The organism is Pilosibacter sp. NGB245 (assembly GCF_057397225.1).
The window spans coordinates 1,230,836-1,251,605 of the sequence record NZ_CM171584.1 but is presented as its reverse complement, the minus strand read 5'-3'; the positions used below and the strand labels follow the sequence as shown (position 1 = coordinate 1,251,605).

Sequence of the window (20,770 nt, the reverse complement as noted above, 5' to 3'; positions counted from 1 at the left end):
ACCTTAATAAAGTATATCACAATCCACACTCCTTTTCAATTGCACGCAACGTTTTGTGATGATAGGAAGATGCGAATTTCGTGATAGCCAAATGCCCCTGCGATTGCTCAACAAAGCCAATCACAGGAGGAAAATTTATGTCAAATCATGAAAATCTTAGTACACCATTCATCTATCTTCGCTCTACAGGAGAGAAAATCTCCGTCACAAAGGAACAGCGTGATGCTTTCTATAAGGAAGCCGACCGCATCCGTCATAAAGAGCAGCATCATCATCGTTGTATGTGTAGCAAAAAACATCTCTGGGAATGCGATGGAGACTGTATCGGATGCAAATATCATGCAGCTGGAGATACGCTTTCACTCGATATTCCTACCGAAGACGGTGAAGCCAATATGTACGATTGCATTCCTGATTCATCACCATCAATGGAGAATGTAATTGCAGACAGGCTCCTTCTCAACCAGCTTTTTAATAGGTTGAGAGAACTTGATCCGGATGCTGATACCATCATTCAGTGCTGGCTTGATGATTACAAGATCTCAGATCGTGCAATCGCTGAAAAGCTCGGTCGCCCGCAGCGTACCTTCGCTGATCAGATGAAGAAGATCCGCACGGAGCTCCGTAAGGTCCGTGGCCATTAATCCTACATATCGTATGTAGCAATTCATCCCTCTTGGCATGCCATCAACCGATGCCCGGAGGGATTTTATATTTTTTCAACTTTTCTCCGCTCAAATCCGCCACTCATCTCCAGTGGAAGGTGTAAGGCACGAAACAACAAGCCTTAACCATCACAGAAACGGAGGTGAAGCACATGAAGAAGTCCAACTTCGATTCAGGCGATAACGACACGGAGCTGATTGCAGTACTGAATGCAATCTCCCACGTATCCGCAAGAATGGCGAGAAACATGACCATCCTCGCACAGCAAAGACAATCAGAGAAAGGAGAACATTGCTATGAGCAAAATGAGCGATATGGCTATGACCATCGAAGAGCTGCGCAGTGCAGCCGCTGCTATTAACGAAGCAGCCAGCTGGTTAGCAGAACAGTTTGGTAGCACTGCTGATGAAGCACCTGCCAAAGAGCCTGCTGCCAAGAAAGAAAAGAAACCGGAGCTGAAGCTTGAGGATGTACGAGCTGTCTTAGCAGAAAAGTCCCGTGCCGGGCATACCGCTGCTATCCGTACATTACTTCAGAAGTATGGTGCTTCCAAGCTATCTGCTGTTGATCCGAAGCACTATGAAGCCTTGTTACAGGATGCGGAGGTACTTGACGATGCCACCTAAAGGACATGCTATCTTATCTGCTTCCTCTTCGGACCGCTGGCTCCACTGCCCGCCTTCTGCAAGGCTCTGCAAGACCTACGAAGATAAAGGCAGCGATTATGCTGCGGAAGGCACCGATGCTCATGAGCTTTGTGAGTACAAGCTAAAGAGGGCCCTGGGGATGGATGCCAGTGATCCGACGGAGAATCTCACCTGGTACAACGAGGAAATGGAGGACTGTGCCAATGGCTATGCCGCCTACATCCTTGAAATGGTAGAGGCTGCCAAGGAAAGCTGCGCTGATCCGAAGGTTCTGATTGAACAGCGTGTAGATTTCTCTCGCTGGGTGGAGCAGGGCTTCGGAACCGCTGACTGCATCATCATTGCAGATGGCACCTTGAGAATATGCGATTACAAGCACGGTCTTGGAGTCCTCGTAGATGCGACCGATAATCCGCAAATGAAATGCTACGCGCTTGGAGCCCTGGAGCTCTTTGATGACATCTACGACATTAATAATGTCAGCATGACCATCTACCAGCCAAGGCGTCAGAATATTTCCACCTTTGAAATTTCCAAGGATGCGCTGTACAAGTGGGCGAATGAAGTATTGAAGCCGACCGCAGATCTTGCCTTTGCCGGGGATGGAAACTTCCTCTGTGGCGAATGGTGTGGTTTCTGTAAGGCCAAGCACGAATGCCGTGCCAGAGCGGAAGCCAATCTTACGCTGGCTCAGTACGATTTCAAGCTTCCACCTCTTTTAGAGGATTCGGAGATTGAATACATCCTCTCCCGCGCAGATGAGCTGGTTGCCTGGGCATCCGATATCAAGGAATATGCTCTGCAGCAGGCCATCAGCGGTAAGGAATGGGCTGGCTGGAAGTTAGTCAAAGGAAGATCCAACCGTAAGTATTCCAATGAGGAAGCGGTCATCCAGGCAGTTACAGATGCCGGATTTGATCCATATGAAAAGAAGCTCCTTGGTATCACTGCCATGCAGAAGCGTCTTGGCAAATCCAGATTCGATGAGCTGCTTACCGCCTATATTGAAAAGCCTCAAGGTAAACCGACGCTCGTACCGGAGAGCGATAAACGTCCGGCAATGAACAATGCAAAAACTGATTTTATGGAGGAAAATTAAATGAACAAGAATGTAAAAATCAACAATCCTATGAAGGTAATCACTGGCCCTGACACTCGTTGGTCTTATGCCAACGTCTGGGAGCCGAAATCCATCAATAGAGGTACACCGAAGTACAGCGTATCTCTGATTATTCCGAAGTCTGATACCAAGACCATCGCCAAGATTGAAGCTGCCATCGAGGCCGCTTACAAGGAGGGCGAGGCCAAGCTCAAGGGCAATGGCAAGTCCGTACCTGCCCTCTCTGTCATCAAGACGCCTCTTCGTGATGGCGACATGGAGCGTCCGGACGATCCGGCCTACGCCAATGCCTATTTCGTAAATGCCAATGCAACCTCTGCTCCTGGCATCGTGGATGCGGACCGCAATCCAATTCTTACTCGCTCCGAGGTTTACTCCGGTGTGTATGGTCGCGCCAGCATCAGCTTCTATGCATTCAACAGCTCCGGTAACAAGGGTATCGCCTGCGGTCTTAACAATCTGCAGAAGATTCGCGACGGTGAACCTCTTGGTGGCAAGGCATCTGCTGAGTCTGATTTCGCATCTGATGAAGATGACGATTTCCTTAATTAATGGAGGTGGCGACTATGGAAATGTTGCAGACTATTCTCGTTGTTATTCTTCTTGCAATCTGGCTGTTGTTCAGTGTGGTATTTCTTATCACTGCGATCCAGAACCTCATCAATGACCACAAGCGTGAGATTCGCGAACAGGAAAGTGCTAAGCGTGATCTTGAATATCACGAAGCCCGCATGAAGGTTTACGAGAAGACAAACTAATCTACCGAAAAAGAATCCAAGGAGGTGATTTGATGGGACACACACCCTTCGGTTACCGGATTGAGAATGGCAAGGCAGTGACAGATGAATCTGCTGCCGCTCAGGTTCGGGATCTTTACAAGCATTATTTAAGCGGTCTATCCCTTACCAATGCTGCGAAGGAAGCCGGGCTTGACCTTCTCCATGCAGGTGCCAAACGCATGATGCTAAACAGGCATTACCTCGGAGACGACTTCTACCCTGCCATCATTGATCCGGCATCCTTCGATGCCGTCAGTGCGGAGCTTACCAAACGCTCCACAAAGCTCGGACGGAATGACCGCTATATTGCACCAATCATAAAAAAGCCACCGACAGCCTTTCGACTTGGTGACATTACAGAAAATTATGAAAATCCGGTCAGGCAGGCAGAATACCCATACAGCCTGATAGAAAGCGAGGTCAAATAATGGGAAATGTTATGGTCATCCCTGCAAAACGGCAGGTCGGAAACACTGCCAAACAGCAGGATGCAAAGCCAAGGCTTAGAGTCACGGCGTATTGCAGAGTCAGTACTGACAGCGATGAACAGGCTATAAGCTACGATGCTCAGGTCGAGCATTATACAGAATTTATACAGAAAAACCCGGAATGGGAATTTGCCGGTATCTACGCCGATGATGGTATTTCCGGCACCAACACAAAAAAGCGTGAGGACTTTAACCGTATGATTGACGACTGCGAGGCCGGAAATATCGACATGATTATCACCAAGTCCATCAGCCGATTTGCCAGAAACACGCTGGATTGCCTGAAATACATCCGCCAGCTGAAGGATAAGAACATTCCCGTCTTCTTCGAAAAGGAATCCATCAACACAATGGATGCCAAGGGTGAGGTCCTGATTACGATTATGGCTTCCCTGGCGCAGCAGGAATCACAATCCCTCAGCCAGAATGTAAAGCTTGGACTCCAGTTTCGATACCAGAATGGCCAGGTACAGGTAAATCACAATCACTTCCTCGGCTACACCAAGGATGCAGATGGCAATCTCATCATCGATCCAGAACAGGCAGAGGTGGTAAAACGCATCTACCGGGAATACCTGGAGGGCTACTCGATGGACCGGATTGCAAAAGGTCTGGAAGCAGACGGCATCCTCACCGGCGCTGGCAAAACAAAATGGTGGACCAGCACCATCAGCAAAATCCTCCGAAACGAGAAATACATCGGCGATGCCCTGCTTCAGAAAACCTATACCACAGACTTCCTGAACAAGACCAGAGTGAAGAACAATGGCATCGTTCCACAATATTATGTAGAAGGCAATCATGAAGCAATTATTCCGAAGGACATTTTTTTGCGGGTGCAGGAGGAGCTGGTACGCAGGCGAGTGGTCAAGACAAGCGCCAATGGCAAAAAGCGCTCCTACAGCTGCAACCACTGTTTTGCTCAGATTGTCATTTGCGGCGAATGCGGTGAAATGTTCCGCAGAATTCACTGGAACAATCGCGGCTGCAAATCCATCGTCTGGCGCTGCATCAGTAGACTGGAGCCGACCGGGCAGGAATGCCACGCAAGAACTGTCAATGAGCCGGTATTGGAGAATGTGGTAGTTCAGGCCATCAACACGCTCCTTGGCGATAAGTCCACCTACCAGGCGCAGCCCCAGCAGAGCACTGCAAAGGTGATCCGAAGCGCTCAGCAAAATACCGCTGATGGCATTGACGAAAGACTGCAGGAACTCCAAAAAGAGCTTCTCAAAAAAGCCCATAACAAAGAGGCCTATGATGAGGTTGCTGACGAGATCTTCAAACTCCGGGAACAACGAGAAAAATGTACAGTTGACACTGCTGCCAGGGACGCACAGATTGCCCGCATCAACGAGCTGCAGGATTTCATCAAGCAGCAGCCCGCACACCTGGGAGCCTTCGACGAGCCCCTGGTAAAGCGCTGGCTTGAGCGAATCATCGTCTGGGATGACCACTTCACTGTGGAGCTCAAGTCCGGACTAAAAATTGATATTGGAGGGTAATCCCGTAAATGCACGAACCCCTCTCGACCATGATGGCCGGGAGGGTATTTTTTAGTTATTCAGCTGGACAACAAAATTCGCTGCATTTTTTTCAATTTCAATATTATATCTTTTTACTGCTTCATCCGCGATATGAGTAACATAAAAATTCTCATCATGTTCTGAATTTCTACCTTGCGCCATTAAAATTCTAGGCGACAAAGGTAGCACTCCTTGCAGCTTTCCATCCAGCCTTCTAAATACAAAAACAGGATTGTCACTGGTATTAAATGTCTCAGGTCCATCTGCAACAAGAAAATGAAAGGATGTATTGGATAAATTTGCCATCGCATGTGTATATATCACTCCAGAATCATTTAAATATTGACGATAAAATTTCAATAACAAATTATGTTTCATTTCTTCTGCAGCATTGTCAAGTATAGGAAGTTCTCGTTCTTCTTCAGGAATGTCTATTTCATCTAAGCGAAGAACTTCCTTGCAAAGCCACTCCCATGCATCGTTAAACTGTATGTTAGATTTAATACTTCTCCAATCTAACGCCGTATAAAATTTCATTAAATACTCTTTATTAGCATTGGAAATAATTCCGTCCGCCGAATTAAATATTGAATTTTCAAGTTCTGAACGAACTGTACCCCACGCATCTTCATATTTTAAAGACCATAATTCTTCTATATCTCGTATTTTTACTTTCTCTATTTCCGCTTTCAGTTTTTTCTTACTTACAACAGATCCGTCCTTTCTCTGGATCGCCCAATTATCAAAGTCGTAATAAATCTTATTCAATTCAAGATTATCAGAAACAACTACCTTTCCATAATGAACTTCTAAATCTTTGAGGCACGCAAAAATTTTATCTGCATCTTCTTTGGTTACGATGGGCATCCCAGCTACAATCGAATGATAGTTTGTTATTCCTGCTATATTATCTTTATTTCGCTCAACTACACGTTCCTTGTTCTCAAGAAAACGTATATATAAAGTACCATTCCCGTGTTCCCATGCAGATAGGTATGTTCTTGGAATCAAATGATGATACTTTGCTTTTGTCTCACCCTTTGAATCTCCTCCATTCTAAGCTTTTATTGGATAACACTAATTTTCTCAATCAGTTCCATATCGGCAGGTAACCAGTCAACGCTGTATAATTCATCTTTACTAAGCCAACGCGCATCTTCTGCTTCTTTGAGTGTTATTTCACCATCAGTCACAATGCACCAGAAGCAGTCCATACTTAAATGAAATGATGGGTAATCATATTCAATAGTGTCTATCAAATCGCCAACTTCGATTTTCACATCAAGTTCCTCTTGAATTTCCCTTACTAAGGCTTCTTGTGGCGTTTCCCCAGGTTCGATCTTTCCTCCAGGGAACTCCCATTGGCCCTTAAATTCACCGTATCCCCTCGCTGTGGCAAAAATCTTATCTTCGCTACGAATCACTGCAGCGACAACTCTAATCGTCTTCATATCTTCCTTATATAAACTCCAGCAACTTCTTTTCCATGCAGAATTCATACCCCATCTTTTTTAATCCAACCTTATCAAACTGAACGACTATCAAAGTTCCTTCAATCGCTGTAATCTTGCCAAGGCCAAATACTTTATGTTTCACCTGTCTTCCGACAATATCGGTTGGTATTTCCATCTGCGGTTTTTGCTCCGGTTTCGGAACAATCGGTGCAACAAATACAGGCTTCTTTGTTCCTTTTTTCTTGGCAGCAGCCATCATTTTTGTATACTCAGCATCAACATTCTTACCGCGATTTTCGTAGTCATCCATATCCTTAAACACGAACATTTGCGGCTTCTTTACATCATTATCTGGTACAGGCCTTATCGGGAACATCCATACTTTTCGAGCATTACCATCTTCACCGGGCTGCACATCTGTATATGGCTTGCTCACAAGTTCTATTCTTCCGCAGTAGATATATTCTCCAGCATCTATAACTTCAAACAGATGAACGTCGACTCCATTATAATCAGACTCAGCCAATGTGGCATTCTGCGCCCAATGAATGTCTTGGTCGCCTGATTTGCCCATGCCCGTATAATGTAAAACCCCGCCAATCCACTTATCATGATAAAGACCTTTTGTATAATCCGATACGATAACAAGTGTATTCGTTGTTCTTGACCGGCGCATACCTCCCATATTTCCGCATTTGAATATTCCAACAATATCTGCGTTCTTTACAATTTGTCCTATTTTTATCCCAGGATTAAACATAAATACGCCTCCAATTCTTAATATCTATTCCACTGCCTGCAACCACCCCAAATGGTCGAGTTGCCTGATTAGTTGTCAGCCCTTTCCGTTTTCCAAAATTCATTCCAAAATCCGTGACATCTAATCCGAGGTCACAACCTGACACACATTTTGCATTAGATATGTTTCCATATAAAACAACCGAGCCTTTTCAAGAGTCTGGCTTCAAATCCAAACCTCCGAAAAAGCCCGGAAATACGCCGCTTTCTGGCACTTATTTATCTTTTCTTGACATCAAGACTACCGTCTCCACATGTATCAAGATTGTAACGAACATCAAGATGATATTCCTCAAATTCTCTCGTTTTATCATTACCAAGCTCTGTAGTCCATGCACCCTTGCTTTCCAAGTATGCCTGTATGCTGAGTTTATCATCCTCATTCATGTTAGTAAGAGCAGCCACAAGCTCCTGCGTATCCATTCCACGGACATTTACAAGGCTGAACTCCGTCAGATCTTCATTCTGTATCAGCAGGATACACTCTTTACTCTGTTCCTGTTCCATCTCACGATTTAGTTGCAATTCCCTTAATGCTCCCTCAATTCCTGTAATAAGTTCCGATGCCGTCTTTCGTATAGTATCTAGGGAAGATTTCAGTTCCTTCATATCCTTACCACTACTCCACCCTGCAATATAACCAAAGGAATAATCCGAGGTATCTATGCCAAAATGCTGGCATACCGTATAGGCAACGCTTTCTGCTTCTACTTCTTTTGTATTTCTGTCCTTTGCAGGTTCTTCTATCAAATCATCCCGATTGATTTCCTTATTATGCAGCATGGAATGAGCTACTTCATGCACCATTGTCTTTAATGTCTGGCTCTCACTCATATTCTCCTGCACTGCAATCCGCTTTTCCTCGGTATGGAAATATCCTTTGGAATCGCCAGGAATATCCTCAAAACCAATAGGAACCGGGGCAACATTCATAAGTGCCTGCACAAAGTCCTCATATCCCTCCACTGTTGATAAAAGTTCCTGTGCTTCCAGTTCCGGAATTGGCTTTCCGTCTGTCTGCGATACATCAAATACAGACACGGCACGAAATGCTGGAATCGTGACCTCTACCTGCTCCTTTTGAGGCATACCGTTTTCATCAAACATCATTTCTCCTGTGACAGGGTCTAATTTATCCCGTTCCTCTTTAATTTTGTAAGGTGCAGGGGCAAGAATACGGATTGCCTTTTCTCCTTTGTTAACGTGTCTTTCAAAATTCTTCTGCCATGCCTTATATCCGGCTACAAGTGTTGCTTCTGGCTTTTGCATGGCGATAAGTAACGTATTGTTAAAGCTGTAATTATGAAATTTTGACATGGTGGAAAGATAAGTCTTGTACTTTTCACTCTCAAAAAGTTCCTTTAATCCTTCCTCCAACTTGTCTGTAATTTCCTGTACTTTTTGTTTTTCTGTTCTTTCGTCTGCCATAATAAACCTCCATATTTTCATTTTTTTGCACGACAAAAGGCAGCCCGCTATGGACTGCCTTCTGCATAATCACACTATTAAAATTAAACTGCTATAATACTTTCCAGTATCCTGCCTTTTTTGAACCAACCCGCTCTATATACCCATTTTCTCTTAAAAATGATATATTGTTTTCTACTGCTGTTTCACTCACGCCTAATATGCTATGAAGTTCCGCAGTTGTAATATTCGGATTATCTCTCATTTCTGCAATAATCTTTTGTCTTCTGGAATTTAAAGGTTTCTTATCCCCAACCTTTTTCCCAACTTTATTCCCAACCTTATTTATTCTCTCAAATGGGATAGTAACAACAATGGAATTCTCCCTAAATGAAAATGCATCTTTTCCATACATTTCCGTAATTTTAGGAACCCCTCGTCCGGACTTCTCACTTATATGCAGTTGAAGAAATATCTCGGACAACTTTTCATTTACAGGGATTGATTCTCCTAAGAAAAATCCCTCCATGGTCTGTGCCGGAGCAAGTGTTCCTCTCGATAGTATCTCTATCCGGTCAGAGAAAACCGAAATCATAGGTTCATTTCCTTCCACCCATTTATTGTGCAGGACGGCATTTATGACAGCCTCACGAAATGCCTTGTTATCAAATAACGGAACCTCCTTTCGTTCAACGACCCTGTCTGTCTCATCCGCCTGAATCAGGTTCAATACATCTCCATAACGCAACAACTCATCCAAACTGTATAATAAACAGTCATTTCCAAATTCACGTACAGAGAAAAGATTAGAGCCTTTTGTTTCTCCATCAAAAATAGATACACGAAGCGGAAAATGAGAGTTATCCGACAGAAGCTGCGCTAATATATTAAACTCGCCTTCTTCTGTTTTTAGCCCCAGATTCTTAATAAACGTCTTTTGATTTAGAACAATACCTTTGGAACCGTAATATCCAAAGAGTTTTTGAAATGTAAGTTCCTGGTATTTTGCCGGTACTGTTTCTATCGTTTCGGTTCTTCCATCCAGTATTTTGAAAAGTTCAATTTCTCTCTTAGGGTAATCTTTCATATTACATTTTGATGATCCTATCCTTAAAAACCTCTTTTCTTTAAATGCCGTAGGAATCTCGGTTGCCGCAGGAATTACCAAACCAACGACTCTCTTTCCATAAATTTCTGTTTCTTCAAAACTAAAATTTATGCTTGGTGACAGATTTCTCGCAAGATAATTCTGATACGGTTCCTTGTTATATTCACAATACTGATTAAATGTTGTTCCTACAATTTCATGGGTTGTATCATTTACACCCCAAATGAAATACGCATATTTTTTATAATGAAAAGCCGCCGCATTTGACAGGGCAGATACATATTCGCCTAATGCCTCAGGCTGAAACCAGTTTTCCTTAAATTCAAACCATTCCTGTTCATCACTTAAGGCACATAAATCTAAAACAATTTGTTTAATATCCATTAGTATGCTCCTTTACCCAACTTTTATTCCCAACCAGAATAATTATAACATGTTGGGAATAAAGTTGGGAATAAAAATAAAAAAACTTCAGATTTTCTTATAAGGTTTCTTCTTTTCCCTTTACCTTTTGTGGCATAGGCTTTTCTGTATCTCCTCCTGCAACCTTTGCTTTCATCACCTCCAGCTTCGCCTTCAGGGATACTCTTTCTGCAGGTACATCTGCATACTGTCTGATGCTCTTATCCTGCCCTATACCCACTGTTTTCTCTGCAAGCGGAGTATTCTTCGCCAGACGGTCTGCAACCTCTTTTTCGCTCTTTGGAGCTTCCGGCTCATCATCCATATCAATCCCGTCATTTCCCTTTTCATCCATGTTAAGCAGGGCATTCAATGCTGACAGACGCTCTAACTTCTCTGCAAGTTCCGCTTCCTGTGCAAAAGGCTTGGTCACCTCCACCTTCGCGGTTTCAAGCTGATGCTCCACCGTTTCAAGTTTTGTCTGGGCTTCCATGAGCTGCTTTGGCATGGACTCCAGTGCATGGTTAATACGGGAGATATTACCGAGTGGGTCTGAACCGACTTCCAGATTGTGGGAAAGCTGTCCTTTCAGGTTCATTACAAATTTGTGGTTGAACGCATCAAAGGATACTGCCATCTTAAAACCTGCATATTCGCCAATGACCGCAGGGGCATTGACTGTTTTTATTTCCTTGCACATCTCCACAAGGGCTGTTCCGGCTTCTTTTTTATCTGTATAGAGCGTATCCCCAACTTTCATGGAAAACTGCTCTTTGTCCACCGGAAGATTTGCTTTTGCAGTCTGAATATCCGCCTGCATCCCGCTGATACGCTCCTTTAAAATTGTAATCTGCTGAGGATAATGCTTTGCAATGTTGTCCTCCAAACGGTATTTCTGACTGGTATGGTTTGCTTTCATAAGTTTCAGTTTTGAAACCTGAATATCAAGGTCCATCTTTTCCTTGATGTAGGGATTTCCTGTTGCCAGAGCCTTGACCTCCGCATAAGTAAGGGCTGCTTCATCCACATCCTCACAGGAACGTACCGGAGATTTGCTTGTCATGATCTGACCGATGAATTTCTGCTTGTTCTCAATGAGCTGCCACGAATAACTGTCAAAGGTTCCTTCCGTCACATAGCGGAAAATCTTGACCTTGGGATTAAGATTGCCCTGTCGTAAAATACGCCCCTCCTGCTGTTCAATGTCAGAAGGACGCCAAGGCACATCGAGGTGGTGCAGTGCGATAAGCCTGTCCTGCACATTGGTTCCGGCTCCCATCTTCTGTGTGGAACCAAGTAAAAAACGAACCTGTCCGCTTCTTACTTTTCCGAACAGCTCCGCTTTCCTAAGCTCCGTATTTGCTTCATGTATAAATGCGATTTCTTCCGGTGGGACACCCTTTTCGATCAGCTTGTTGCGGATGTCATCATAAACATTAAATGTACCATCTCCTTTCGGTGTTGACAGGTCACAGAAAATAAGCTGCGTTGACTTCTGCTCCTTTGTCTGTTCCCATATTTCAAATGCCTTTTCCACACAGGTGTTTGCCTTTGAATTTTCATCATCCGGCAGCATATCATTGATAAGCCTCTGGTCTAATGCCAGCTTTCTTCCGTCATTGGTAATCTTTAGCATATTGTCCTCATAAGGCTGTACCTGTCTGTCACGCACGGCTTCTGCCCTTTCTGCCAAAGATGCCACCATGTCTTTCTGATATTCACTTGGCTTTAGCACCACATTTTCATACTCTGCTTCCGGCACAGGGAGATTTAACATATCCGGTGTCTGAATATCGGCACTCTCCTTAAAAAGTGCAATCAGCTCCGGGAGATTAAAAAACTTTGCAAACCTTGTCTTTGCCCGATATCCGGTTCCCTCCGGTGCAAGCTCAATGGCGGTCTGCGTTTCTCCAAAAGAGGATGCCCAACTGTCAAAATGTCCCAGACCTAACTTCTGAAGCGTACCATACTGAAGGTAACGCATATTGGTGTAAAGCTCCGTCATACTGTTTGAAATCGGCGTACCTGTTGCAAAGGTCACGCCCTTACCGCCCGTCAACTCATCTAAATACTGACATTTTGCAAACATATCCGAGGACTTCTGTGCCTCTGACTGTGCGATTCCTGCCACATTACGCATCTTAGTATAAAGGAACAGATTTTTATAATTATGGCTCTCGTCCACGAAAAGCCTGTCCACACCAAGCTGCTCAAAGGTCACTACATTATCTTTCCTTGATGCATCATTCAGCTTTTCAAGCCTTGTAAGAAGTGATTTTCTTGATTTCTCCATCTGCTTAATGGTGTAGCGTTCTCCGTTGTCGGCTTTTGCCTGTGCAATGGCAAGCTCAATCTCATCAATCTGCCTTTCAATAATGGCTACCTGTCTTTCCTGCGAAAGTGGAATTTTCTCAAACTGACTATGCCCGATAATAACCGCATCATAATCTCCTGTGGCTATTCTGGAACAGAATTTCTTACGATTGGCAGGCTCAAAGTCTTTCTTTGTTGCAGCAAGGATATTGGCTCCGGGATATAACCGTAAAAAATCACTTGCCCACTGCTCCGTCAAATGGTTCGGAACCACAAATAAGCTCTTTTGACATAATCCAAGACGCTTGTTCTCCATGGCTGCCGCTGTCATTTCAAAAGTCTTTCCGGCTCCCACACAATGGGCAAGCAGGGTATTATCCCCATAAAGTACATGAGCCACTGCATTTTTCTGGTGAGGCTTTAACTCAATATCCGGTGTCATGCCGGGGAATTTCAGATGTGAACCGTCATATTCCCTTGGTCTGGTGGAATTGAAAAGCTGGTTATATTTTGCCACAAGTACCTGTCTGCGTTCCGGATCACGGAACACCCAGTCCTTAAATGCTTCCCTTATGGCTTCCTGCTTCTGTGATGCAATGGTGGTTTCCTTTTTATTCAGGGTCCTCTTTTCCTTGCCGTCCTCCTCTATGGTATCGTAAACACGGCTGTCCTTTAAATTAAGGGAATCCTCCAGAATGGTATAGGCATTTCTCCGGCTTGTACCGTAGGTCATATTTACAAGGGAATTGCCATAGTCCGCATTTTTTCCCTTTATGTTCCACTGTCCTGTCACATCGGAGTACTGTACGCCCACGACATTTCTGTCTAACAAATGCTGCGGCGTTTCAAAGGTCTCCCTCATAAAATCCTCAATATACTTCGGGTCAATCCATGTGGCACCGATACGCACCTCAATTTCGCTGGCATCCAGCTCCTTCGGCTGTACCTGTGTGAGTGCCTGCACATTCACGGCATATTCCGGGTGGCTCTCTGCATAGACCTTTGCTGTTTCCAGCTTGTCACGGACATTTCCACTTAAATACTCATCTGCTGTTTCCCACTGATCCGTCAAGGGATTCTGGAATATAATTCCTGTCAGCTCCTCCTTGACCGTATCCACATCTTTTCCAGTCAGCTCTGCCATATAATCGAGGTCAACTCTTGCTTTTTCCGATAAGGACACTGCCAGTGCTTCACTTGCCGTATCCACACTTGTGACAACCTCTGCCTTTTTAATGGTACGCTTCGTGAACATATCCGCTTTGCCTTTGAAATTGCCTTCATCGTCCAATTTTTCAAGAGAACATAACAGACAATAGCTGCTGTCCTGATTAAATGCTCTTTTGTTGGTCTGCGAGTTAATTAGACCGTGTTTCTTGGAAAAAGCATCATATAAACTTTTTAACTCCGCCTGCTTTTCCTTGATTACTGTATCCGGATATTCCTCTAATTGCAGATTGATAAGCTCCTGCGTACAGTTTCGGATACCCACCATGCCCTTGATACGTTCCTGCATGGAAGCTGACATATCCACAGGCTTCATAATGGAATTTTCACGGTAATACACCCTATCATCCACAAGAGTGTAGCTGTAATTCTTGACATCCGGGTCCGCTGGAATGGTGGCATCCGCAAGCTCATCTGCCAGCTCATCCAGTTCCACCGCTTCTATCTCTCCGTCAATATGGCTGACCGCTTCCTGTAGCTGCTGTGCAAATGGTCTTGTGGTATCAAGCATACAGGTACTTTCCATACCATACGGTCCGCTGACCATTTCCATTTTTCCCACGATCATCTCTGGGTGTTCGGCAAAATAGCTGTTCATGGCAATGCCGTTCTCATCCTCTGACAGATGCACCCAGTCCGGCTCCAAATCCATCACACGGTCACGCTTCTTTAAGAACAAAATATCAGAAGTGACCTCTGTTCCAGCATTCTCCTTAAATGCCGTGTTGGGCAGTCTGACCGCACCAAGAAGCTCTGCTCTCTGGGCAAGGTATTTTCTGACCTCCGGACTTTTCTTGTCCATTGTTCCCTTACTGGTAACAAAGGCAACCACACCGCCGGGGCGAACCTTATCCAAGGTCTTTGCAAAGAAATAATCATGAATTAAAAAATTCTGTTTGTCATACTGCTTGTCTGCCACCTTGTACTGTCCAAATGGCACATTTCCGATTGCCACATCAAAGAAATCGTTCGGATAATCTGTCTTTTCAAATCCTGTAATCTTAATATCAGCATTTGGATATAGCTGCTTTGCAATCCTTCCCGTGATACCGTCAAGCTCCACGCCGTAAAGTCTGCTCTCCTGCATCTTCTCCGGCAGCATTCCGAAGAAGTTTCCGATACCCATTGCCGGCTCCAGAACATTTCCTTTTTCAAATCCCATTTTATCCAAGGCATCATAGATACTGCGGATTATGGCAGGGCTTGTATAATGGGCATTTAAGGTACTCTCCCTTGCTGAAGCATACTCCTGATCGGATAACAGTCCCTTTAACTCCTGATATTCATTCGACCAGGCACTCTTACTTTCATCAAAGGCATCCGCAAGCCCGCCCCAGCCAACATACTGAGATAAAATCTCCTGTTCCTCCGGTGTTGCGATACGTCTCTCGCTCTCTATTTTCTCCAGTGTGCGTATGGCTTCCACATTTCTGTGGAATTTTTCCTTTGCAGTGCCAATTCCTAAATCATCATCCGTGATATGGAAATTGACGGCTCCGGTCTTATCAATCTGCGGTTCTGCCTGCTTCACAGGAACTTCGATGTCCGGCTCTAATGGTGTATCTGACACTTCCTCCGGCTTTTGGACATCCTGTCTGGAAGTTTCCCTATTTTCTCCAGACAGCTCATTTTCTTTCTGGTTAAATTCTTTCCATACCCTATCTGAAACTGCCGAAAAATAAGGAGACTCATCTTCCATAATACTGAACTGAATCTCCTCCATATCCTCTACGCTTTTTGCACCTGCTATTTTATCATGGTATTTAAAATACAAGGATTCACGGCTGATAATGCCCTCAAGACGCTCAAGTTCCGGCTCAGACATTCGTTCCCAAATATCATCCTTCTGCGTATGAATGGTATAACCTTCCCCGTCATCGTGATGCTCTAAAGTATATTGCAATGTGTCATGTTCCCCACGAATATCACATTCAAAATCATAAACCGTGGTTCTGGTTCCTGCAGAATACTCCCTGTTAATCAAAACCAGATTTTGCACATCTTCTGCTACTAATGGTGCTTCCTCTACACCATCCTGAGCATTATCACTGCCTTCAATCCGTGCAAATACCTCCGCCTCATGACGGTCTATATCCCTTTCTACCATCTCGTTGAGATAATCTTCCTCTACTTCTCCCCGCTGTGGCTGATAATCATACTCAAATGAAACACCATTTACCTCTGCATAAAAGAATTGCTTATCTGTTACGGAATTTCCAAGCACATAGGTTTCTTTCTCAGTCCCCCATTCATCGACTTTGATACACTCCTGTCCATCAATCGTGATTTTCTCAGCCGCCTGTGCTGCAAGCTCTTTCTCCTGCTCGATATACCGTCTTGTCTGGTTGATAAATCCATTTAATACAGCAGGGTGGGAATCCACAACCATATCCTCATTTTTCACCATGGCATAAGGCTCAATGGCTTTTGCCCACTCCTTATTCTCCGGAGAAAACCGTCCGTCCTGCCTTTTGTGCATGACAGAATTGGCAAGCACATAGCTTACCCGTTCAGAGCCATATTCCTGAATGACTGCTTCCGCTGTATCCTTTGGCAGACGATACCCGTCAAACTTTTCAGCGATTGCTTTTTCAATGGCATTCTTGCAGGCTACTTTAGTTTCATGCTCCATCTTTGCCTGTGCCTGCTCCAAAGCCTTCTGCACCTGCTCCACTCTGTACTGTGCATAGGCTTCTTTTCCTTCCGTAGATAAATACTTATCTTGTTCAATGAGCTTACGGATACGCTTTTCCACAACCTTCCAAGGCAACAGCACTTCTGCGTATGGTTTTCCGATATTTCCCTTTTTCAGTTTTATTCCTTTTGCATCGTGATCCTCATAGCTATGGTCTGCTCCGGCAAGTGCATGGGTGCTGCCGCCTGTTCCATATTCATTCTTTAAGAAATTAGCTGCATCTTTGCTGTCATGCCCTTCCTTAAAATAATCATAAATGCGGAAAGACCCATGTGAAAAACCGCTCCCCCTGCCAAGCCTGTGGTCAATCTCATCCTGCGTGATAAAATCCTCGTGTTTAATTTCCACATGTTCAGCAGACGGAAATGTCAGCTTGTCTACCAGAAGGTTGTCGAGTTCGGCACGAAGTTCCTCTTTGAGCATAATAGAACGGAAACGCAGTCTTTTTTCTCCGGTCTCAAGCTGATGCAGGGCATGATCCATGTGGGCAGCTATCCTCTCCACCTCTTCCGGTGTAGAAAGAAGTTCCACCAGTCTTGCATGGGCATCCGGGAAATTGCCTGCCTTTAATTCCAATTCTTCCGGCATTTCTCCCATACCGTCACGAAAAAAGAAAAATAAATGGTATGCAATCCTGCTACGCTCTACCTCATCCACAAGGTATGCTTCATTGGCACCCATATAGGTGCCATTCTCTACCTGCCTGCGGATATTCTGCTCAATATCTTTCCATTCCATCGTAAGTATCGGATGCTCCGTTGCTGATGTACCGTATCCAACACTCATACCGCCTTCATCAAACCATACAGCTATCTGCTTTCCGTCAAACTCAAAGCCTTTTCCGGTGGTTCCATATTCTTTTTTCAGAAAGGCAGTCATTTCTTCCGGTGTCTTTCTCTGCTGGTACTTGGCATAAATACGTTTGCGGCTGTCATCCCTGCCTCCACCGCTTCTTAAAATATCATCAATCTGTTTCTCCGGCAGTACAAAGCCTGTCGGCATAACACTTTTTTCTTCTGCCTGCTTCATGGCAATGTTGCCGACCTGCTCCGAAAACATGGTAAAAAGGTCAAGCTGTTTGAACATACCATCTGTATCAATCTGCTCTGCCACTTCCCCCGGAAGTAAATAGACACCATCCTCGATATAAGAATTGACCCAGTATCTTGCATCTTCCCATGACAGCCTGCTCTCTGCTTCACGGGTCAGATAATTGCCTTTCCACATGGTAAGCCCGTCCTCATCTGCTCGATACCCGGCTCTTACATCCCCAATATACAGCTCTGTAAATTCCTCCATACGGAAAGAATTTTTCAGATACTCCGTCTGTAAAACCGCATCCTGCTCTGACTGGAAATATCCCGCAATCTCCGGTCTTTTATGGATAAGGTGATTATCAAAACATAAGATTCCCTTTTGAAGCTCTGTGAAATCTTCGGTTTTATCCGAAAAAGAACCGGATAATGAATTGCTGTCACTATCCGGCTCCTGCATGGTAATATTAGCTTGTTCCTCACTGCTTAAATGTAGATCAGTTCTGTCAGCACGATTTCCTCCGCTGAGTGTCTGATGTTGTTCATCTTCGCTACCCAGCTCATCTGATCGGCTGCTTTCAGTTCCTCGTTCACTCCTTCCGACTTCGCCATCTGTCCGGTCAGAAGTTCCATTCTCTGTTCTGCCTGCTCCTGTACCTGCAGACAATGTGCTTTCAGCTCCCCTGTCAGAATCATTCCCTGATAAATCCCTCTCCTGTGCTCCTTCAGAAAGTTCTTCCTCATCAGTCCGTACTTGGTCAGTGCCTGTTCCGGCTCCTCGTTCGCTGTCAGGTTCGGAATCAGATAATCCCCGTTCTTTTCGTATGTCAGTTTCATTGGCAATGCCCTCCATTTCTGTATGATTTTCAGTTTCCTTTGGTTTTTCTATTGTCGTTTCACTTTCACGCTTTAAAGCTTTATAGTCTGCTTCTGGTGCATTTGCAAGTCCTTTTTCAACATTTTCTTCATGGCTTCCAATATGCTCCCCAGCCGCTTTTTCTCTTGCCTTATTTCGGGCAATCTGACGCTCGTATGCCCCTATTGTCCTTCCAATTTCCATAAGCAGGGGCTTACACATTTCCGTAGTTGCATTTCCAATGACAGCTAATGACTTTGTATTATTAAATTCGTGGATATATTCAAAATTCATGTCATCTTTCCACAAATCCATATCGGCACCGCATCGGGATAGCAGGGTAAAGGAGATACTGGAAGCCAGCGTTTCCCTCAACCTGATTCCAAGATTCAGTTCATCCAGATCATCAAGGAAACTTCCTTCTTTCACATAGTTTAGCTCCGGTAAAAGTTCCTCATAATAATCCTGGGCAATCCTGTCAGCTATCTCCATAATCCTCTCTTCAAAAGGCATATTTACATCAGTTGGACCATAAGTCTTTTCAAGCTGTGCAAGCACAGGAGCCTTATGTTCCTCCTTAAGTTCCCACAGATATGGGTCACGCCCGATTCTTCTTGCCTTATGCACATCTGATACATCAAAGACATATTTTAATCTCGGACGTTCACTGTCCGTATCAATCAGGGCAATTCCTTTCGCTCCACGGTTGACCCAGCAATTCATCTTTTCATTCCACGTTTCAAGTGAAGCACAGGCTGTAGCATCCGGTCTTTGGGCATACATTAACATCTGCTCGTTAAAGGGATATTTATACAGCCTTGCAGCCGTGGTCAGAAATCTGGTCCATTCATTTTCGTTTTTTACAATATCCGCTGCTGTCATTTCTGCCAGTGCAGATATATAATGATATTTTCCTGCCATAGATACTCCTTTCGATTCAATTTGTCCTAATAGCAGAAAAGCAGCCCAAAGTGGCTGCCTTCCTGTGTTTTATGTATGAAGTGGCTAAATCACCGCTTCTTTCTTTTTATCTGCTGTCGGTTGTTTCCTGTCCGTATCCATCTTCATCACATCATTTTTCTTTTCTGCAAGTCTCTCTTTTAGTGAAGGACGTTCTTTTTTCTCATCACGCTTTTCCTCTTTCTGTTTTGCACGTTCCTCTGCACGGTCACTGCGAAACAGCTCATGTTCTTTTGCATCATATTCATACACATGATCTGAAAGTCGTTCCTCTGGTGCTACCTGTGTCTGGTTCACTTCCTGCACCATCTGTTCAAGGTCTCTTAACTCCATTCCGGCATCTTTCGGGATAATCAGCGTTTCATGCACAGATGAGGGCAGTACATAGAAGTCTCCAACCTTGTCTGCAATTTCCTGTCTGGTATCATCATTTAATATAGTGGCAGCTCCATTTACCTTCGTGTCATTTGTCAGGACAAACATTGTATCAGGAACATCCGGTATCATCTGGGATGCCATTTCTCTTGCCTCTGATATATCCATATCATTATCCCTGGCAATGTCCCCAGCCATCATTTCTATAATGGTCTCGCTCATTCCCTTGAAGCTGTATGGTTGCAAAACATCCATGTTCAAAAGAGCCTGTTCGTGCAACTCCTCAAGGGTAATCCCATATCTGTCCATCAGATTATCTGTAATCGTTATGGTTGCAGTACCTTCCGCATTTTTGTCCATTAAAATCTGATACACAACCGCCAGATCTTCCACCTTGGTGTATGGTTTATCCTCAAGGAACTGCCTGTTGGCTTCCTCATTGATGAGCTTGCACACAATCTTGTCTTTTACGTTATCAAAATCAGTAACCGCAGATACATCCATGTCATGGTCAATATAATGTGCCTGATATGTGGCTGCAATCTGCCCAAGCACATCATCCATCTCAGCTCCATCCTGTATCTGCTCAAAATACGGATTCAGATATACGGTTGGAGAAATATTGCTTTCTTCCGTCCGGATTGTCAGACCATCCAAAACACAATCATTATTCTTTACTACCTGATGAACAGAAACCGTTGCATCTGCAAATTTCTCCGGTAAAAAGTCCTGTATCTGCTCTTTTACCTGTTCTACAAAATCCTTATATTCCATTACTTTCTCTCTCCCTTCCCGGTATTCTTCTGTGATTTGTCTGCCAGCTTTGATGCTTTCGTTCCATACAACTGATAACGCTTCATCATGCTCTGCTTGTTTGCTTCCGCAATTTCTTTTTCTAACTGTTTCATTCCTGGT

16 protein-coding genes are annotated in these 20,770 nt (G+C 44.3%); 7 read left to right on the top strand and 9 right to left on the bottom strand.

The features are described from left to right. Window positions 1-137 precede the first annotated feature (137 nt). The 7 genes from ACXMYH_RS05620 (at window position 138) to ACXMYH_RS05590 (ending at window position 5,205) form a co-directional block, all read left to right on the top strand. Window positions 138-644 (top strand): RNA polymerase sigma factor, encoded by a 507-nt coding sequence (locus tag ACXMYH_RS05620; protein WP_486555668.1) that lies wholly within the window; start codon window positions 138-140, stop codon window positions 642-644. Window positions 645-962: 318 nt separating this feature from the next. Further along, the gene (locus ACXMYH_RS05615) at window positions 963-1,292 is read left to right on the top strand and encodes a DNA ligase (RefSeq protein ID WP_486555667.1); all 330 of its coding nucleotides are present in this window, start codon (window positions 963-965) and stop codon (window positions 1,290-1,292) included. Further along, a complete protein-coding gene (locus ACXMYH_RS05610; protein ID WP_486555666.1) occupies window positions 1,282-2,412 on the top strand; it encodes a DUF2800 domain-containing protein in 1,131 nt (376 codons plus the stop codon). The genes ACXMYH_RS05615 and ACXMYH_RS05610 overlap by 11 nt, the downstream gene beginning before the upstream one ends. Beyond that, complete coding sequence (locus ACXMYH_RS05605) at window positions 2,413-2,985, top strand: DUF2815 family protein (RefSeq protein WP_486555665.1); 573 nt, start codon at window positions 2,413-2,415, stop codon at window positions 2,983-2,985. Between the two features lie 14 nt (window positions 2,986-2,999). Beyond that, window positions 3,000-3,191 (top strand): hypothetical protein, encoded by a 192-nt coding sequence (locus tag ACXMYH_RS05600; RefSeq protein ID WP_486555664.1) that lies wholly within the window; start codon window positions 3,000-3,002, stop codon window positions 3,189-3,191. Window positions 3,192-3,223: 32 nt separating this feature from the next. After that, window positions 3,224-3,640, top strand: coding sequence for an integrase (locus ACXMYH_RS05595; protein ID WP_486555663.1), 417 nt, complete (start codon window positions 3,224-3,226; stop codon window positions 3,638-3,640). Then, a complete protein-coding gene (locus tag ACXMYH_RS05590) occupies window positions 3,640-5,205 on the top strand; it encodes a recombinase family protein (RefSeq protein WP_486555662.1) in 1,566 nt (521 codons plus the stop codon). Before ACXMYH_RS05595 ends, ACXMYH_RS05590 begins: the two co-directional genes overlap by 1 nt. Window positions 5,206-5,256: 51 nt before the next feature. On the opposite strand, the gene ACXMYH_RS05585 is transcribed toward ACXMYH_RS05590, so the two are convergent. The 9 genes from ACXMYH_RS05585 to ACXMYH_RS05545 form a co-directional block, all read right to left on the bottom strand. Continuing rightward, window positions 5,257-6,237, bottom strand: a complete 981-nt coding sequence (locus ACXMYH_RS05585; protein ID WP_486555661.1) for a DUF4238 domain-containing protein — start codon at window positions 6,235-6,237, stop codon at window positions 5,257-5,259. Window positions 6,238-6,290: 53 nt separating this feature from the next. Further along, window positions 6,291-6,677 carry an 8-oxo-dGTP diphosphatase MutT gene (gene mutT / locus ACXMYH_RS05580; RefSeq protein WP_486555660.1) on the bottom strand — a complete coding sequence of 129 codons (387 nt, stop codon included), beginning with the start codon at window positions 6,675-6,677 and terminating at the stop codon, window positions 6,291-6,293. 7 nt (window positions 6,678-6,684) lie between these two features. Beyond that, complete coding sequence (locus tag ACXMYH_RS05575; RefSeq protein ID WP_486555659.1) at window positions 6,685-7,440, bottom strand: SRA domain-containing endonuclease; 756 nt, start codon at window positions 7,438-7,440, stop codon at window positions 6,685-6,687. A 257-nt stretch (window positions 7,441-7,697) separates the two neighbouring features. Next, complete coding sequence (locus ACXMYH_RS05570) at window positions 7,698-8,906, bottom strand: ArdC-like ssDNA-binding domain-containing protein (protein ID WP_486555658.1); 1,209 nt, start codon at window positions 8,904-8,906, stop codon at window positions 7,698-7,700. Between the two features lie 91 nt (window positions 8,907-8,997). After that, window positions 8,998-10,377, bottom strand: a complete 1,380-nt coding sequence (locus ACXMYH_RS05565) for an RNA-binding domain-containing protein (protein WP_308727813.1) — start codon at window positions 10,375-10,377, stop codon at window positions 8,998-9,000. A gap of 97 nt (window positions 10,378-10,474) precedes the next feature. Beyond that, a complete protein-coding gene (locus tag ACXMYH_RS05560; RefSeq protein ID WP_486555657.1) occupies window positions 10,475-18,124 on the bottom strand; it encodes a DUF3849 domain-containing protein in 7,650 nt (2,549 codons plus the stop codon). 26 nt (window positions 18,125-18,150) lie between these two features. After that, complete coding sequence (locus ACXMYH_RS05555) at window positions 18,151-18,501, bottom strand: TnpV protein (RefSeq protein WP_486555656.1); 351 nt, start codon at window positions 18,499-18,501, stop codon at window positions 18,151-18,153. A 1,024-nt stretch (window positions 18,502-19,525) separates the two neighbouring features. Then, window positions 19,526-20,629: a DUF5688 family protein gene (locus ACXMYH_RS05550; RefSeq protein WP_486555655.1), complete on the bottom strand. Its 1,104-nt coding sequence runs from the start codon at window positions 20,627-20,629 to the stop codon at window positions 19,526-19,528. Then, on the bottom strand, window positions 20,629-20,763 hold the full coding sequence (locus ACXMYH_RS05545) for a hypothetical protein (RefSeq protein WP_278278468.1): 135 nt from the start codon (window positions 20,761-20,763) through the stop codon (window positions 20,629-20,631). The genes ACXMYH_RS05550 and ACXMYH_RS05545 overlap by 1 nt, the downstream gene beginning before the upstream one ends. Between the last annotated feature and the right edge of the window lie 7 nt (window positions 20,764-20,770).

Excerpts from the sequence above, each read along its gene's own strand:
- ACXMYH_RS05590 (WP_486555662.1), top strand. The coding sequence starts at position 3,640 with ATGGGAAATGTTATGGTCATCCCTGCAAAACGGCAGGTCGGAAACACT.
- ACXMYH_RS05605 (WP_486555665.1), top strand. The coding sequence starts at position 2,413 with ATGAACAAGAATGTAAAAATCAACAATCCTATGAAGGTAATCACTGGC.
- ACXMYH_RS05570 (WP_486555658.1), bottom strand. The coding sequence starts at position 8,906 with ATGGCAGACGAAAGAACAGAAAAACAAAAAGTACAGGAAATTACAGAC.
- ACXMYH_RS05550 (WP_486555655.1), bottom strand. The coding sequence starts at position 20,629 with ATGGAATATAAGGATTTTGTAGAACAGGTAAAAGAGCAGATACAGGAC.
- ACXMYH_RS05555 (WP_486555656.1), bottom strand. The coding sequence starts at position 18,501 with ATGAAACTGACATACGAAAAGAACGGGGATTATCTGATTCCGAACCTG.
- ACXMYH_RS05575 (WP_486555659.1), bottom strand. The coding sequence starts at position 7,440 with ATGTTTAATCCTGGGATAAAAATAGGACAAATTGTAAAGAACGCAGAT.
- ACXMYH_RS05545 (WP_278278468.1), bottom strand. The coding sequence starts at position 20,763 with ATGAAACAGTTAGAAAAAGAAATTGCGGAAGCAAACAAGCAGAGCATG.
- ACXMYH_RS05600 (WP_486555664.1), top strand. The coding sequence starts at position 3,000 with ATGGAAATGTTGCAGACTATTCTCGTTGTTATTCTTCTTGCAATCTGG.
- mutT (WP_486555660.1), bottom strand. The coding sequence starts at position 6,677 with ATGAAGACGATTAGAGTTGTCGCTGCAGTGATTCGTAGCGAAGATAAG.
- ACXMYH_RS05595 (WP_486555663.1), top strand. The coding sequence starts at position 3,224 with ATGGGACACACACCCTTCGGTTACCGGATTGAGAATGGCAAGGCAGTG.
- ACXMYH_RS05560 (WP_486555657.1), bottom strand. The coding sequence starts at position 18,124 with ATGCAGGAGCCGGATAGTGACAGCAATTCATTATCCGGTTCTTTTTCG.
- ACXMYH_RS05565 (WP_308727813.1), bottom strand. The coding sequence starts at position 10,377 with ATGGATATTAAACAAATTGTTTTAGATTTATGTGCCTTAAGTGATGAA.
- ACXMYH_RS05615 (WP_486555667.1), top strand. The coding sequence starts at position 963 with ATGAGCAAAATGAGCGATATGGCTATGACCATCGAAGAGCTGCGCAGT.
- ACXMYH_RS05610 (WP_486555666.1), top strand. The coding sequence starts at position 1,282 with ATGCCACCTAAAGGACATGCTATCTTATCTGCTTCCTCTTCGGACCGC.
- ACXMYH_RS05620 (WP_486555668.1), top strand. The coding sequence starts at position 138 with ATGTCAAATCATGAAAATCTTAGTACACCATTCATCTATCTTCGCTCT.